The sequence below is a fragment of the Rhodococcus parequi genome, assembly GCF_046042785.1.
In the GTDB taxonomy this organism is placed as follows: Bacteria; Actinomycetota; Actinomycetes; order Mycobacteriales; family Mycobacteriaceae; genus Prescottella; species Prescottella parequi.
In genome coordinates this window covers 487,911-503,121 of sequence record NZ_JBDLNV010000004.1, presented here as the reverse complement: position 1 = coordinate 503,121, position 15,211 = coordinate 487,911, and the positions used below count along the sequence as shown (strand labels likewise).

At 67.4% G+C, this 15,211-nt stretch carries 14 protein-coding genes; 8 read left to right on the top strand and 6 right to left on the bottom strand.

The annotated features are described in order from the left end of the window. Window positions 1-16: 16 nt before the first annotated feature. Entirely contained in the window at window positions 17-811 is a 795-nt protein-coding gene (locus ABEU20_RS14045; protein WP_420165015.1) for a mycofactocin-coupled SDR family oxidoreductase, read from the bottom strand. 104 nt (window positions 812-915) lie between these two features. Further along, the gene (locus ABEU20_RS14040; RefSeq protein WP_420165014.1) at window positions 916-1,398 is read right to left on the bottom strand and encodes a VOC family protein; all 483 of its coding nucleotides are present in this window, start codon (window positions 1,396-1,398) and stop codon (window positions 916-918) included. A 245-nt stretch (window positions 1,399-1,643) separates the two neighbouring features. Between ABEU20_RS14040 and ABEU20_RS14035 the strand changes: the two genes are divergently transcribed. Next, window positions 1,644-2,306 carry an IclR family transcriptional regulator gene (locus ABEU20_RS14035; RefSeq protein ID WP_420165013.1) on the top strand — a complete coding sequence of 221 codons (663 nt, stop codon included), beginning with the start codon at window positions 1,644-1,646 and terminating at the stop codon, window positions 2,304-2,306. Between the two features lie 80 nt (window positions 2,307-2,386). Here the strand turns inward: ABEU20_RS14035 and ABEU20_RS14030 are convergent, their stop codons facing one another. After that, complete coding sequence (locus tag ABEU20_RS14030) at window positions 2,387-4,726, bottom strand: arylsulfatase (protein WP_420165012.1); 2,340 nt, start codon at window positions 4,724-4,726, stop codon at window positions 2,387-2,389. 177 nt (window positions 4,727-4,903) lie between these two features. Between ABEU20_RS14030 and ABEU20_RS14025 the strand changes: the two genes are divergently transcribed. After that, a complete protein-coding gene (locus ABEU20_RS14025) occupies window positions 4,904-5,536 on the top strand; it encodes a TetR/AcrR family transcriptional regulator (RefSeq protein WP_420165011.1) in 633 nt (210 codons plus the stop codon). Here ABEU20_RS14025 and ABEU20_RS14020 read toward each other — a convergent pair. Further along, complete coding sequence (locus tag ABEU20_RS14020) at window positions 5,479-6,999, bottom strand: MFS transporter (protein WP_420165010.1); 1,521 nt, start codon at window positions 6,997-6,999, stop codon at window positions 5,479-5,481. The two genes, ABEU20_RS14025 and ABEU20_RS14020, sit on opposite strands and share 58 nt — an antisense overlap. Before the next feature lie 403 nt (window positions 7,000-7,402). Between ABEU20_RS14020 and ABEU20_RS14015 the strand changes: the two genes are divergently transcribed. From ABEU20_RS14015 to ABEU20_RS13990, 6 genes are all read left to right on the top strand, one after another. Further along, window positions 7,403-8,320, top strand: a complete 918-nt coding sequence (locus tag ABEU20_RS14015; protein ID WP_420165009.1) for a TauD/TfdA dioxygenase family protein — start codon at window positions 7,403-7,405, stop codon at window positions 8,318-8,320. Between the two features lie 11 nt (window positions 8,321-8,331). After that, window positions 8,332-9,594 carry a DUF1214 domain-containing protein gene (locus ABEU20_RS14010; protein ID WP_420165008.1) on the top strand — a complete coding sequence of 421 codons (1,263 nt, stop codon included), beginning with the start codon at window positions 8,332-8,334 and terminating at the stop codon, window positions 9,592-9,594. Window positions 9,595-9,625: 31 nt separating this feature from the next. Further along, entirely contained in the window at window positions 9,626-9,988 is a 363-nt protein-coding gene (locus ABEU20_RS14005; RefSeq protein WP_420165007.1) for a YidH family protein, read from the top strand. Then, window positions 9,985-10,320: a DUF202 domain-containing protein gene (locus tag ABEU20_RS14000; protein WP_420165006.1), complete on the top strand. Its 336-nt coding sequence runs from the start codon at window positions 9,985-9,987 to the stop codon at window positions 10,318-10,320. The genes ABEU20_RS14005 and ABEU20_RS14000 overlap by 4 nt, the downstream gene beginning before the upstream one ends. A gap of 167 nt (window positions 10,321-10,487) precedes the next feature. Beyond that, window positions 10,488-11,324, top strand: a complete 837-nt coding sequence (locus tag ABEU20_RS13995; RefSeq protein WP_420165005.1) for a mycofactocin-coupled SDR family oxidoreductase — start codon at window positions 10,488-10,490, stop codon at window positions 11,322-11,324. Continuing rightward, complete coding sequence (locus ABEU20_RS13990; protein WP_420165004.1) at window positions 11,321-12,775, top strand: MFS transporter; 1,455 nt, start codon at window positions 11,321-11,323, stop codon at window positions 12,773-12,775. Before ABEU20_RS13995 ends, ABEU20_RS13990 begins: the two co-directional genes overlap by 4 nt. A gap of 7 nt (window positions 12,776-12,782) precedes the next feature. Here ABEU20_RS13990 and ABEU20_RS13985 read toward each other — a convergent pair whose 3' ends face one another. Continuing rightward, entirely contained in the window at window positions 12,783-13,178 is a 396-nt protein-coding gene (locus tag ABEU20_RS13985) for a CD225/dispanin family protein (protein WP_420165003.1), read from the bottom strand. Between the two features lie 139 nt (window positions 13,179-13,317). Further along, complete coding sequence (locus tag ABEU20_RS13980) at window positions 13,318-15,159, bottom strand: cholesterol oxidase substrate-binding domain-containing protein (protein ID WP_420165002.1); 1,842 nt, start codon at window positions 15,157-15,159, stop codon at window positions 13,318-13,320. Between the last annotated feature and the right edge of the window lie 52 nt (window positions 15,160-15,211).

Sequence of the window (15,211 nt, the reverse complement as noted above, 5' to 3'; positions counted from 1 at the left end):
TGGTGGTTGGGTGAGTTCAGCGAATGGTCGACCCGGCGTCGACCGGCAGTGAGATACCGGTGACGTACCGCGCGTCGTCGGATGCGAGGTACATGAGCGCGTTCGTCACATCCGACGCGTCGATGCGTTCGACCGGCAACGAGTTGACGAAGATGGGCGCGAGGTCGGGGCGCTGCGCCAGCAGGTCGGGAAGCACCTGCGAGTGCCCCTGGGGCGTGTCGACCCCGGTGGGGTTGATCATGTTCACTCGGATGTTCCTGTCGGCCAGTTCGAGCGCCAGGGACCTGCACAGGCCGGTGAGGGCGTGCTTCGACGCCGCGTACGGCGCGTAGAACGGCAGTCCGATCGTGCTCGCCGTCGACCCGGTGACGACGATGTTCCCTCCGCCGGTGGCCTCCAGGTGAGGTATGGAGGCGGCGCTGGTGTTCCACACGCCGGTGAGGTTGACGTCGAGCGTCGTCCTCCAGATCTCGTCGGTCACGTCCTCGTGCCGTTGCACCGTGCATATGGAGGCGTTGGCCACGACGATGTCGAGCCGCCCGAACTCTTCGACACCTTTCGCGACGGCTCGCGTGAGGGCGGTTCGGTCCCGCACGTCGACCTCTGCAGCGTGCACGCGCCGGCCTGCCGCTTCGACCAGGCGAGCGGTCTCGGCCAGCCCGTCGGATGTTCCCATCGGGTAGGGGACGAGATCGAGCTGCCGACAGATGTCGATCGCGATGACGTCGGCCCCCTCGGATGCCATCGCCACCGCGTGATTGCGTCCCTGACTTTGCGCAGCCCCGGTCACCAGTGCAACTCTGCCGTGCATTTTCATAATGGTCCTCCTGATGTGAAGACATGTTGTTCCACTGAGTGGTCACCGATATGTCGAACAAGTTCTTCGGTCTGGTAATTCGCAGGTGGCTACGTGCGTCATCGGGCCTCGTTCAGCCGGGTGGCCAATCGTGCGGCGGTGGCGGCGTCGAGTAGTTCGATGGTCAGCCCGAGAGAATCGCGGTGGTAGGCGGTGCCGACCGGGCACTGGCCGCCAGCCAGCCCGCCCATCCACAGCGGTGAGCCTCGACGTTCGAGCTCCGCCGACGCCGCGGCCAGGTCGTCGACCACGAATCCGAGGTGATGCACCCCTGAACGGGAGTGCCATACAGTCGATTCCGGGACCTCGCGGAGCAGTTCCACGTGAGGCGGGCCTTCTATGCTGAGTCCGAGGCGCTGGACCGTCGAGTGTGCGACGCCGTCGATTCGGCAGTGGTAGTGCGACTCGGGCAGCAGACGTATCGGGAGACCGTAGAGGTCTTCGAAGTGTTGCACCGCAGCGTCGGAGTCCGGCACGACGATGCCGACGTGATGCAGTTTTCCTGGTCCGAAGTCGATCTCGGGTACGGCGAACGGTCCCACCGGAATCCTCCTCGTAGATGTCACAAGTTCGAGAGTGGGTTCGGATCTGGGAATGAATGATCGTTCAAAGAACGGTCCGCCTCAAGGAACTGTTCCATGGAGTGAACACCCGACCGTCATTGAATGCGTGCTAGCCTTCGCCAAATGAAGGTTCAATCGGCAATTTCGGTATGGTTCCGGGGAGTGCCGTGAGCTCCCGTTCGGCGTCTCTCGGTCCCACGTCGCATCACAGTCAGGCCCCGGCTGTGCGCTCGACTCCGCCCCCGTCCACGCTGCTGGATCGGGTAGCCGCGATGCTGGGTGCGTTCGATACGGGGCGCGGGCAACTGACGCTCGCCGAGCTGGCCGCGCACACCGGAATCCCCAGGACGTCGTCCTACCGAATTCTCGAGCGCCTGGTGGCGATGAGGTGGCTGCAGCGTCACGGCAGTACCTACGAGCTCGGCCCTCGGCTGATGGAGCTCGGATCGCTCGCCCTGCAGCGCAACAGCCTCAGTGTGGCCGCGCTGCCGATCGTGCACTGGCTTCACCGGACCACGGGTCATGTCGTGTTCCTGGGAGTTCTCGACGGCCCCGATGTCCTGTACCTGGAAAGGGTGGGAGGAAGCCTGGCACAACAGCTCCCCAGTCGGCCGGGCAACCGTCAGCCCGCCCACCGGTCGGCGATCGGGAGAAGTCTTCTTGCCTCGGGCGCGCAGGGCCTCGCGTACGAGTCCAGCGGGGAGGGCGGCGGTATCAACATCATCGCGGCGCCGATCGACACCCGCGGCGAACTTCGCGCCGGCATCTCGATCTGCGGGCGCCCGTCTCGTGTTCAGTTCAGCCAGGCGCACGGCGCGCCTGTGCGTCAGGCTGCCGGCGCGATCGTTCGTGCACTCGAGCATTCCAGACTCGCTCGTTCTCACTGACCCCGGGGACGCAATCCCCGGTGCCCGTGTGTCTTTCCGGTAGCGGGCGCCACCGGAAAGACACACGGGCGCGGGACTGCCTAGTGCGTCGCCAGCGCCACCCGTCGACGTTCGTCGGCCGTCTCGGGGCGACCCTCACCCGGCAGGTCGACGCGCACGTGGTGCAGGCGACCGGTGAACGCGAAGCGCCCCACGATGTCGTCGCACACCGGGCTGCCACGGTTGACACCGATGTCGAGCTGCTCGTTCATGCTGAAGATCGCGCGGGTGGTCTGCTCGATACGGCCGCTGCCCACCTCGATGCCGTCGACGAACATCCGTGCCACCCCACCGAGTCCGATACCGCCTCCGTCGTACTCGAATTCGAGCCGCACCTCCCGGGTGTCCGCGCTCAGTTCGACGTCGGGCCGGACGAAGGTGGTACCGCCGCCGCTGAAGTTGTAGCAGAACACCGGCTTCGAGTCGGTGACGTACAGCGCCAGTCCACCGAAGCTGCCACCGACGCTCGCCAGCACCCCCTCGCACGGCTTGCCGCCGGTCTCGAGGGAAGCGGTGAGGACGTAAGACCGGTTGAAGAACGGCGGCGCCGCCTTCTCCGGCAGACCGTTCATGTGTGGGTACAGCGTGATGCTCGTGCGCCCGCCCAGCGGGTGCGGCGGCCGGTCCTTGGGCGCGGCGTTGCGGGTCACGGTGCGGTCGTCGAGCGGCAGCACCTGGAACCGCGCCGCCTCGACGAGGAACTTCTGCTGGAGCTCCGCGAGCTTCTCGGGGAACTCGTCGGCGAGGTCGCGGGCCTGCGACCAGTCGACGCTGGTGTCGTACAACTCCCACCGATCCTCGTCGAACGTCGGCAGTTGCAGCCCGTACGTCGCCATCAGCCACGGGGCTCGGTGCAGCGTCACCGCCGTCCAGCCGTGGTCGTAGATGCCGCGATTGCCGTAGATCTCGAAGTACTGCGTGGTGTGCCGGTCCGCCGCAGACGCATCGGTGAACGTGTAGTTCATCGCGACACCCTCCATCGGCTTCTGCGGAACGCCGTCGACCGTGTCCGGGGCGGGAACGCCCACCGCCTCGAGGATCGTCGGGGTGATGTCCACGCAGTGATGCCACTGGTTGCGCAGACCGGTTTCACTGATTCCGTTGGGCCAGTGTGCGATCAGGCCGTTGCGGGTGCCACCGTAGTGCGACGCCGCCTGCTTGGCCCATTGGTAGGGGGTGTCGAGCGCCAACGCCCACGATGCCGGGTAGTGCGGGTAGCTGGTGGGGGTGCCCAACTCGTCGAAGCGTTCGAGCACCTCGGCGGTGGTCTGCTTGTAGCCGTTGAGCCCGGCGAGGTAGTTGAACGAGCCCTCCATGCCGCCCTCGGCGGAGGCGCCGTTGTCGCCGAGCATGTAGAGCACGAGCGTGTTGTCGAGCGCGCCCAGTTCCTGCAACCTGTCGACGAGTCGGCCCACCTGGTCGTCGGTGTGCTCGAGGAAGGCGGCGTACAGCTCCATCAGGCGAGCGGAGACCTTCTTCTGATCATCGCCCAGCTCGTCCCAGTGCGGCAGATCGCCGGACCACGGCGCGAGCTCGGTCTCCGGCGGGACCACGCCCAGTTGCTTCTGCCGTTCGAGGGTGAGCTCCCGCTGTCGGTCCCATCCGTGGTCGAACTCGCCGCGGTACTTGTCGAGATAGCTGTCCGGAACCTGAAGCGGTGCATGGCAGGCGCCGAACGGCAGGTAGCAGAACCACGGCTTGTCCGGGTCCATCGTGCCGACGGATTCGATCCACTCGATCGCGCGGTCCACCAGGTCCTCCGACATGTGGTAGCCCTCCTCGGGCGTGCACGGCGGGTCGACGACGGTGAAGTCCCGGTACAGCACCGGCGCGAACTGATCCGATTCGGCGCCGAGGAATCCGTAGAAGCGGTCGAATCCCTCGCGGGTGGGCCACCGGTCGAACGGGCCGGCCTCGCTGATCTCCCATGTCGGTGTCTGGTGCATCTTGCCGAACGCGCCCGTCGCGTACCCATTGCCCTGCAGGATCCGGGCGACGGTGGCCGCCGAGTCGGGCCGGGTGCCGTTGTAACCGGGTGCTGCCGTGGCCTGTTCGGCGATCACTCCGAATCCGACGCTGTGGTGGTTGCGTCCGGTGAGCGTCGCGGCGCGGGTCGGTGAGCACAGTGCGGTGGTGTGGAACCGGGTGTACTTGACGCCGTCCGCGGCCAGACGCTCCGCGGTGGGGGTGCGGCACGGTCCGCCGAACGCGGACGGGGCGCCGAAGCCGACGTCGTCGAGCATCACCAGTAGGACGTTGGGCGCGCCGGCCGGGGGACGCACGGGCTGCGGCCGGGTGAACGGCTCCTTCTGGTTGCGGTAGTCGACCGCGGCGGAGACCGGGGGATCAGTCCGGACGATGGGGATCGAATGGCGGTTCATGGGGCGCCTCTCTGGGTGGGAAACCGGTATTACTCATTCGTTTCTGTTGCGGCGGAGTTTGTTTCGGAGCGCACTGCCGGCGGGCCTTCGAGTGGAAGGGTTCGACGTCGCCGGACCTGCGGGGAGCGTACCCGCTGTGCCTTGACCGTTAAAGCGTCGACTTACTACGCTCTCGGCGTGTCGAATCCCGGAAACGCGAAGAGCGCCATGATCGAGGTCGCCGAACGGATGTTCGCCGAGCGCGGCATCGACGGCGTCTCCATGCGCGATGTCGCGGCGGCGGCCGGCCAGAAGAACAACTCGGCCGTGCAGTACCACTTCGGTGGGCGTGACGGCCTGGTTCTCGAGGTGTTCCGGCGTCGCATGCGCGAGATCAATCGCACCCGCGCGGCCTTCCTCTCGGATCTGGACGCCGCCGGCCGCGGCGACGACGTCCGTGGTCTCGTCGAGGCAGTGGTCCTGCCGTTGGCCGACTACCTCCGGACGTCGGGTACCGACTCCTACTACGCGCAGTTCATCGCGCGGGTGTCGCCGTCGGTGGACATCGCGAACTCGGACCTGACCGACGTCACCGAGGTGAGCCGCGAGGTGTCGACGCGCTTGATGCGCGCCCTCGAGCACCTGCCGCGTCGCGTTGCGGTGATCAGGGTGGACCTGATGCTGAACATGGCGGTGTCGGCGCTCGCTGTGTTCGAGCAGCGACGCAACAGCGGTAACGTGCTGGTGGAGGCCGACTTCGACGAGACTGTGCGTCATCTGATCGACATGTCGGTGGGGGCGTTGGCGGCGCCCGACTCGGCCGCGGGCTGAGCGGCTGCCGGCTCGGCGGCGCCCAGCCCACCCGTCGCAGGCGCGCGGCCGTGCTTCATCACGAGCACGACGACGATACCGACGAGTCCGACGGCGCCCGCGTAGAGGAACCCCCGCGAGATCGCGTCGTCCGCGTACAGCACCGCGTGGCTCTTCGGGTCCACGGCGAGAACGTGGTGTGACATCACGACCCCCGTGACGGTCACGGCGATCGCGGAGCACAACTGCATCGTCACCCCCGCGATGGCGGTGCCCACTCCGCTCGTCTCCGGCGGCAGCGCATCCTGGACCAGGTTGGCGTTGGACGAGTGGAGGAACCCGACGGCGAAACCGGCGATCGCGCTGAGCACCGCGACCTGCCACGGCAGTGTGAGCAGTTTGCTGCCCAGGAACATCGCGATCAGGAAGAGGGTTCCCGAACCCAGCAGGACCTGCCGCGCACCGATCTTCTTGGCGAGGAACCCGCCGAGAGGGCCCGCGAACATGGCGGCGATGCCGAGAGGGCACGTCCACAGGGCGTACTGCGTGGCGGAAAGCCCGGCACCGTAAGCGATTCCGGGTATTCCGGCGGGAGTCTGCAGCAGTGTCGGCATGAGCATCGAGTGGGCATTCATCATGTAGGCCAGGCCGGTGACCGCCAGTACGGTCGGCCCGAACTTGCGGCCGAACAGAATCCTGAGATCGATGAGCGGATGGGGCGCGACGCGCTGCCATACGACGAAGGCCACGAGCATCACGATGCCGAGTAGTAGGAGGCTGCGGGTGCTGGTGGCGGACCAACCCCACGAACTTCCCTTCGTGATGGCGAGGAGCAGCACCGCGACGCCCGGACCGAGAAGTGCGGTGCCGAGATAGTCCACCGGACGATCGGTGCGCACCGGACTCTCCGGAACGACTGCCCAGTACAACGGGATCAGCGCGCCGAGGTAGATCGCCATGAACCAGAAGATGCCGTGGAAACCGTAACTGTCGATCAACCAGCCCGCAATGAACGGTCCGGCTACGGCGGACATGCCGATGCCGGTCGCGACCATGCCCAGCGCGACGGGCACGAAGTCGCGGGGCATGATGTCTCGCACGAGGCTGTAGGACAGCGCGACGATGCCGACCAGGACGCCCTGCAGGGCGCGCCCTGCGAGCAGCACGGCGAACGATGTCGCAGTGGCGCACACGACGCTGCCGAGCACGAACACGCCCGCCAGGCCGAGTATGACGCGCTTCTTGCCGAGGCGGTCGGAGGCCTTGCCGATCAGCGGCATCAGGGTCGCGCCGGTGAGGGTGACGATCGAGACCACCCACGCGATGTTCAGGGTTTCGAAAGCCGGCGCCATGTGGGGCATCGCGGGGTACACCATGAGGATCTCGAACGTCGCGATCTCGGAGAAGAAAATGATCACGGCGAGCACAGCGAAGATCCGCGGTCGCGGAACCTTGCCTTGTATCGGATTGAGGGCGAGCGCCATCGTGGTCCTTCGGTTCGTATGGAGATGACGACGGATGTGCGCGCAAAAGAGATGCAGCGCAGAGGTTCTCGTCGTCGTGAGGAATGTGCCTGGCGGTGGCGCGTTCGACGGAGTTCGGGGTGGGCGTCCCGGAGAAGGGACCTTAGTCCCACCCGCGCGCCGTCTCGCGGGGTGGGTCCCGCTCAGCGGAAGGAGGCGGCGCACCGCCTCCTGGACAGGCCGCGGTGAGCGCCGGCGGTCAATACATGTCGCATTCAGCATGTTTCACGTTTTAAGTCACTGTCTTGACGCATTAAGTCACTGACTGATACTTTGCCGGGGACGTTCTCGCCGGCCCCGGTCGAGCGGGCGACGTCGGCGGTGGTGTGTTCCGAGCGGGATCCCTCGAAGTCAGGAGACGTGCATGGCAACGCTGACCAGTAGTCGAACCGTCGAGATCGGCGGTCATTCGATCGAATTCGGACCGCGCGGAATGCGGAGGTGCGCTGACGGATTCGATTCGGCTCCCTATACGCGGTTCGACGTGCGACCGGTGACGCCGTTCATCGGCGCGGAGATCCACGGTGTGGATCTGCGGGACCCGAGTCCCGAGGTGATCGAGGACCTGCGCCGGGCGCTCCTCGAGTGGAAGGTGGTCTTCTTCCGCGATCAGCAGATCACCGGTGCTCAGCACCGCGATTTCGCCCGCCACTGGGGTGAACTCGAGGTGCATCCGCTGCTGCCGCAGGGCGAGGTCCCCGAGGTGGTCCACTTCGAGCGCGGCGAGGACAGCCCCGGCACCGAGAACATCTGGCACGTCGATGTGACGTGGCAGAAGCGTCCGCCGCTCGGGTCGGTTCTGCGTGCGCTGGAAGTGCCGCCGGCAGGTGGCGACACCCTGTGGGCCGACATGGGCAACGCGTACGACTGCCTGTCCGACGAGGTGAAGGAGCAGATCGAGGGTCGCGTCGCGGTCCACGACTTCGTTCCGTCGTTCGGTCGGTCGATGGGACCGGAGAAGCTTGCGGCGATGAAGGAACAATTCCCGCCGGTGGAGCATCCGATCGTGCGGATCCACCCCGAGACCGGGCGGCGGACGCTGTTCGTCAACAGTCTGTTCACCACGCACATCCCGGACATGGATCCGGCGGAGGGCGAGGCGCTGCTGCGGCACCTCTTCGACCAGGCCAAGGTGCCGGACTTCCAGTGCCGATTCCGGTGGCAGCCCAACTCGATTGCGTTCTGGGACAACCGCGCCACGCAGCACTATGCCGCCAGTGACTACTTTCCGTACCGGCGAGTCATGGAGCGCGTCGCCATCCTCGGCGACGAGCCGGCCTGAGCGGAGGCACGGTGCAGGCTTCCGATGAGCGTCGACAGCGCAACCACGAGCTCGATGCGGCGTGGCAGGGTTTGTGCGACAACCTGTCCCGTGCTTCGACGGTGATCGCGGGCGATCCGCGATCGGAGGATCCGGTGATGCGGGCGGCGGGCTACCGCTATCTGCTCAATCTGCTCAACGCGGGTCTCGAGCAGGTGGTGTTCAGCGCCGATCCGGACTATCCCGAGGTGGGGCACCTGCAGGACAACACCAAGCGGTATGCGACCGAGTCGCCGGACTGCCTGTTCGGGCATGCGGTTCTCGATCCCGCCGGGACGTACCGGCTCACCGGAACCGGTGGTCGGGCCCGGTACGTCGGGCTCACCCTGTACGACACCGTGAGTCTGTACGAGAAGGTGCAGTCCGACGGGGACCGACCGAAGGACTTCCGGGCCGCATTCAGGGCGGCCACCGGGTCGACGCTCGGCGCGATCTCCCATCCCGGCGGAATTACGTTGCACGCCAACGGCGATTTCGAGGTGATCATCAGCGCCGAGCCCCACGAGGGTAATTGGTTGCCGATGCCACCGACCACGAAGGACATCATCACGCGGCAGTACTTCTACGACTGGGACACCGAGGCTCCGTACCACGTCTCGATCGAGCGGATCGATGTCGCCGGACCCGGGCCGGTCACGGAACCGGTCACCGTCACCGGGGAAGTGGAGGCCGTCGGACGATTCGTCGACGGATTCGCCGAGTACTGGGCAACGATGTACAGCCTGCGCGACGGTGAGCGGAACGTGCTGCGCACCCAGCCCACGGTCGATTCGTCGTATGCGAGCGACGGCGGATACATCGCTTACGGCGGCGGCACTTTCGAGATCGGATCCGACGAGGCTCTGATTCTCGAGGTGACGCCCCCGGACTGCCATTTCTGGAACATCCACCTCGGTGACTACTGGGGTCAGTCGCTCGACTACACGTATCGGCAGACGTCGCTCAACGGGCACCAGGCGGTGCTCGACGCCGACGGGGTCTTCCGCGCCGTGGTGGCGCACCGCGACCCCGGCGTGGCGAACTGGCTGGACACCGCGGGCAACGAGTTCACCCGCTGCGTGTACCGGTGGTGGCTGGCCACCGATCCCGATCTGCCGGCCCCGACGGTGCGTAAAGTGAGGTTCGACGAGGTTGTCGCGGAGTTGCCGGCGGCCACGGAACGGATCGACACGACCGGCCGCCGCGACATACTGGCGCGCAGGCGTGCCGCCGTGCTGAAGCGTTACGCCCGGTGACATCGCCGGGGTGGGAGGAGGAGTCGGCACGATGACATCGCGAGGGTGGCGCCCCAGGGCCTTTCGGGAAGGCGACGATCCGGACCCGCGCTTCACGCTCGCGAACGAACGCACTTATCTCGCGTGGGTGCGGACGGGCCTCGGACTGATCGCCGCGGCGGTCGGGCTCGAGGCCTTCGGGACCGGCGTCGTCGGGCCCACCGTGCACACCGTCCTCGTGGTCGGGCTGCTCGTCGGCGCCGTGCTGCTGGTCGTCTTCGCGTTCCTCCGGTGGATGGGCGTCGAGGCGGCGATGCGCACCGGCCGCAGTCTCCCGGTGCCCGCCATCGCGGCGGTGCTGGCGGGCATGATCGCCGGCGCCGGCATCACGCTGCTGATCGTGGTGTTGAGGTGAGCACGGCGGCCGCGGGACCGAGGGATCCCGGCCTGCAACCCGAGCGGACGACGCTCGCCTGGGTCCGCACGGCCGCGAGCCTCGCCGCGGTCGCCTTTCTCTGCCTGCGCTACGTGCCGGGATCGTCGGTGCTGATCCAGGTGCTCGGGACGTGGGCGATCGTGTCGGCGTCCGTCGTCGTGGTGACGGCGCGGCGCAGGTACGAACGGGTCAGCGAGCACTTCGCGGCCGGCCGCGTCGTGTATCCGTTCGCATTGATGCTCGGACTGGCCGTCACCGTCGCGTGTCTCGCGGCGGTGTCGGCGCTGGTCATTCTCGTCGTCGGTCGGTGACGATCACGTCGCACCTACCGATCGGGGCGCCGAATGTGCTTCCGTGGGAGACGTGCAGAGACTTCCCGCTGGCCGGGACTTGTGGCCGCAGTCACACACCGGGCGGGTAGTGATAGATGCGGACCCCGTGTGTCGTCACGGTCCCCGATCTCGAGGAGAAACACAGCATGGAGGAGTTCGAAGGCAAGGTCGCCCTGATCACCGGCGCAGCCCGGGGACAGGGCCGGTCGCACGCCGTGGCGTTCGCCGAGCGCGGCGCCGATATCGTCATCTGTGACCGGTGTGAGGACAGCGACTCGGTGTTCTACCCGCTGGGCACCGAGGAGGACATGGCCGAGACCGTGCGCCTCGTCGAGGCCACCGGCCGCAAGTGCATCGCCGTCAAGGCGGACACCGCCGATCGCGCCGCGATGGACGATCTGGTCGCGCGGGCCGAGTCCGAATTGGGGCGTGTCGACATCGCGGTCGCGAACGCGGGTGTCTCGGTCGCCGCTCCGGTGCAGTCGATGACGTCGGCGCAGTGGGACGAGGCCATCGGTTCCAACCTCACCGGCGTCTTCAACACCATCGGTGCCGTCTCGCCCGGCATGATCGAACGTGGCTACGGCCGCATCGTCACGATCTCCTCGATGCTCGGCCGCGCCGGCAACACCAACATGGTCGCCTACGCCGCATCGAAGTGGGGCGTGATCGGCATGACCAAGAGCGCCGCACTGGATCTCGCGCAGAAGGGCATCACCGTCAACGCGATCGCGCCGGGCAACATCTCGACCGGCATGATCCACAACAAGGCGCTCTACTCGATGATGCGTCCGGACCTCGAAGAGCCGACGATGGACGACGTCGCGCCGGTCTTCCAGTCCCTGCACGCGCAGCCCGTGCCGTGGCTCGACCCGTTCGAGATCACCCGCGCGGTGCTCTTCTTCGCCGCCGAGGGCAGCGCCCACATCAGCGGCACCGTCCTTCCCATCGACGCCGGTAATGCAGCTCGCGTGACCGGGTGACGACTGCTTCGACGCCCGCTCCGCGCAGTGCGCGGAGCGGGCTCGTCATCGGGGTCCTCGGCCTCAGCGGCATCCTGGTCGCACTTCTCCAGACGCTCGTCGTCCCGGTGCTGCCCGCATTCGCCGTCGACCTCGGGGTCCCACCCACCAGCGCGTCGTGGCTGGTCACCATCACGTTGCTCACCGGCGCCGTCGGCACACCACTGATCGGCAAGCTCGCCGACATGTTCGGCAAGCGCACGATGCTCCTGGTATGCCTCGGACTGATGGTGGCGGGTTCCGTGCTCGCGGCGCTGGGGCCCGGATTCGCGTCGGTCGTCGCAGGCCGCGGATTGCAGGGATTCGCGATGGCGCTGATGCCGGTCGGGATCAGCATGATGCGCGACGTCCTGCCGCCGGAGCGGCTCGGCAGCGGCGTCGCGCTGATGAGCGCGACGATCGGCGTCGGCAGTGTGCTCGGCATGCCGATGTCCGGCGTCCTCTACGACCACCTGGGCTGGCAGGCGTTGTTCTGGGTTCCCGCCGGGTTCGCGGTCGTGATGGCCGTGCTGTTGCCGTTCGTGGTGCCGGAGTCGAACACGCGTGCCGCAGGACGATTCGACTACCTCGGGGCGGTGCTGCTGTCGTCGGCGCTGACCGCCGTGCTGCTCGCGGTCTCGAACGGCGGCGCGTGGGGGTGGGGGAGTGCCGCGACCATCGGGCTGGCAGCTGCCGGCGTGATCGGCCTCGTCGTGTGGATTCCGTTGGAGCTGAAGGTCGCCCACCCGCTGGTCGACCTCCGAACCTCGGTCCGCCGGCCGGTGCTGGTGTCGAACCTGTGCGCACTGCTGCTCGGCTTCGCGATGTTCCTCAGCTCGTACGCCTCCACCCAGGAACTCCAGGTGCCGACGTCGACCGGCTACGGACTCGGCCTGAGCGCGGCGGCCGCCGGCCTCGTGATGCTGCCGGGCGGGCTGGTGATGATCTTCCTGGCTCCGGCGTCGGCAGCGATGATCCGGAACTGGGGCGCACGGGTGGTGCTCGCGGTCGGTGCGGCCGCGATCAGCCTCGGATTCGTCGAACGCGGCGTGTTCGGCAGCAGTGTCCTCACCGTCGGCGTCAGCGCGTTCGTCGTGTCGGTGGGCGTCGCATTCGCGCTCGCCGCGATGCCGGTACTGATCACGACGGCGGTCCCGCTGGACCAGACCGCGTCGGCCAACAGCGTCAACAGCCTGATCCGTTCGGTCGGGACATCGGGCGCGAGCGCGGTCGGTGCGGCGGTCCTCGCGGCCTCGGCTGTCACGGTCGGCGCGGCGACCGTTCCGACGCACGAGAGCCTCACCCGGCTGTTCTGGCTCGGTGCCGTGGTGTCCGCCGTGGCGGTGCTCGTCGCATCCGTCCCGATCAGCGCGGAACGCACCCGGCGCACGGGCCTCGTCGATCCGGGACGCGACACGGTCCCGGCGGGCTGAGCGCCTGCTACGGGTTCATCCGTCCGCGGTGCCAGTTGTCGTCGTACCCGCCGTGCGAGATCCACAACGCGGCCATGACGATGTACGCGATCGCGAGCAGCACGAGGATTCCGCCGAGGATCCACAACGAGAGTTGGCCGAGCTTGCGCACGCGATCGGACGCATACTGCGCGCCCGCGTAGTCACCACGCGCCCACCTCGGATACACCTCGAAGGCGTTGCTGAACGCCGCGAACGCCAGCGGCCAGAACGCGACCAGGGACGCGACCGCCCAGCCGGCGTTGACGGGAGGCGGTCCCGGGGACTGCTGCGGTGGGTGCGGGCCGCCCGTGTACGGAGTCGCGGGTTCCGTCGGGCCGGACGGCGGCGGGGGAGGAACGGGGTCCGGATTCGTCGATGTCATGACAGCACTCCCTCGTTCGCGACTGTCACCGATCACTTTCGACGGTACGCCGACGGCGCCGGCCCGGCACACGACGACGCCGGTGGTGCCCGGGCGGTAACTCGGGCACCACCGGCGTCGGTGGAACGGTCAGGCGGCTCTACGGGAGCAGCTTGTCCATGAATCCGTTGGTGAACACGCGATGCGGGTCGATCTGGTTGTACCGAGTGCGCGCGGTGTCCCAGTTCTCGGTCGCCGGGACGCCTTCGATGTAGGTGGCGCGCATCTTGTTCGTGACGATGTCGTTGTCGGTGTACGGGTCGGGGCCGAACGCCCACCCCTTCGACCACTCGGGGCGGAAGGTGGCGTCACTGTTGTTGTAGTGGCCGCGCATCCACTGCTCCATCTCCTGATAGAACTCGAACATGCCGGGGGTGCCCGGGACGCCGAGAACGTTCAGCCAGATCGCGACATCCCAGTCCGGATGATCGGGACGCGGGCGGGTGGCCGAGATGGTCGGCGGACCGACCGACGGCACCTTGACGTCGGCTGCCTGATCGAGTCCGCAGCAGCGGATCTCGACCGGACCGTTGAGCGGGAACTCGCCCTTCGCGCGGTAGAACTCGATGCGCTCGTCGAACCACTCCGTGAAGTCGTTGATCACGGTCGCGATGTTGGCGCGGCTCGTGACGACGGCGCCGCCGCCCTCGGTGAGTCGCAACGTCGTGGCCTTGATGTAGAACTGGACGTCCTTCGACCAGCCCCAGATGTCGTTGGCATTCGTCGCGGCCAGCCCGAGCTTGGTGATCTCGTACATCGCCGGACCGAACAGTGGTGCGATTCCGGGGTTTCCGGCGTTGATGGCGCCGATCATGTCGGTGATGGGCTCCGGCAGGTTGTCGGAGAAGATGTAGTTGTACGGGCTGGAGACCTCACGCGCCTGCGGAGGCTTCCCGACGAGGGAGCCTGCCGAGCCGAGGCTTCCGACCTCGTTCGACGAGTCCGGCTTGGTCGGCGAGACCGTCCACACCTTCATCCACGGCTTCTCGGTGAACGGGTACCAGATCGCCTCGGCGCCGCCCGATTCCGCGACGAACTTCTCGAACGTGCGGCCGTTGGCACCCTTCGGCGCGAACAGTTCCCGCCACGGGATGTCGGTGTAGCTCTGGCACCGCTGGCGGAAGTTGGGGCCCGCCTGCATCGTCACCGACGTCAGGAAGCAGCGCCCGAGGTTGGTGAGCATCGGAGTGATCCGCGGATCGTTGCGCTGGTAGGTCTCCAGCGCATAGGCGGTGCCGTCCCACACGACCGCGGTCAGTTCGGTGACCAGGTTGCTCAGCGAGCCGTAGGTGTGGCCGGCCTGCGTGGTCTGACCGGCTGCCGGCAGCGCCGCGCCGTGGGCGTTGACCGCGAGGGCGCCGCCGATCGACAGCACGCCCGGAGCGGGCAGGTTGGCCCAGCCGAGGTCGTGCTTCTGCAGCTCGGTGACGATCGCCTCGATGCTGGCACCCGCGCCTGCAGTGACGGTGGCGACGGTGCCGCCCGTGTTCACCGTGATGCCGTTCAGGTGCGTCATCGTGTCGGCGAGGATCACCTTCTCGACGTTGGCACCCTTCTCCACGGTGAGCGGGGTCCAGCCGTGCATCGCGCCGCGCGGGCGGATCTTGTAGTCGTGCTCGTGCGCCCAGTTGGCAAGACGCACGACGTCCTGCGGCGTCTTGGGCGAGCAGACCCAGGTGGCGTCCAGCATGATCTCCTTGGACCAGTTCTGGTACGCCTGCTGGAACAGCGCGATGTCGTTCGGGAAGTTCGGCGGCGTCGGAAGCGGCGCCACCGGACCGGTCGATCCGAGCGATCCCAGGGAACCTGCGGAACCGGCCGGGACGGCGAAGGCCGGGGTCCACCCGCCGAGTGCGCCGGCCGCCAGCACGCCGGCGCCCGCGGCGCCCGCGGTGAGGAATCCTCGCCGGGACAGCCGCAACTGCTCGTCGTTGAGCGTCATTCGTGTACTCCAAGGTGTGTGAGGGGAAAGAAGTACGGGTGCAGATATTCCC